2 tRNA genes are annotated in these 471 nt (G+C 41.8%); both read left to right on the forward strand.

What is annotated here, in order from left to right:
* Positions 1-21 precede the first annotated feature (21 nt).
* A tRNA-Asn gene (locus tag Xsto_RS20920) sits at positions 22-97 on the forward strand.
* A gap of 281 nt (positions 98-378) precedes the next feature.
* Positions 379-454: transfer RNA gene (locus tag Xsto_RS20925), tRNA-Asn, on the forward strand.
* Positions 455-471 lie beyond the last annotated feature (17 nt).

The following is a 471-nucleotide window of genomic DNA, read 5'->3' on the forward strand; positions in this document are numbered from 1 at the left end:
CGTTCTCAGGAACACAGCAATTCCTCCATAGTTCAGTCGGTAGAACGGCGGACTGTTAATCCGTATGTCACTGGTTCGAGTCCAGTTGGAGGAGCCAAATTTAAAGAAGCCCGATTCAGTTTTGCTGGTCGGGCTTTTTGCTATTTAGTACTCATCAATTTCCTGACTTGCCTTTTGCTACACTTATCTAGTCGCCACACTTTGTAGTGCCACAAGGATATTGATTATTGTAAATAATGGCTATTTTCTATCACAAAAAATGACAAAACATCACCACATAGAACAACGCTTAACCAATTGAATTTATTTTTTATTTTTCTGCTTTACAACCCTTCTCCATTCCCCTATCATTCATCCCGTTCTCAGGAACACAGCAATTCCTCCATAGTTCAGTCGGTAGAACGGCGGACTGTTAATCCGTATGTCACTGGTTCGAGTCCAGTTGGAGGAGCCAAATTTAAAGAAGCCCGA

It is taken from the genome of Xenorhabdus stockiae, assembly GCF_002632825.1.
Lineage (GTDB): Bacteria > Pseudomonadota > Gammaproteobacteria > Enterobacterales > Enterobacteriaceae > Xenorhabdus > Xenorhabdus stockiae.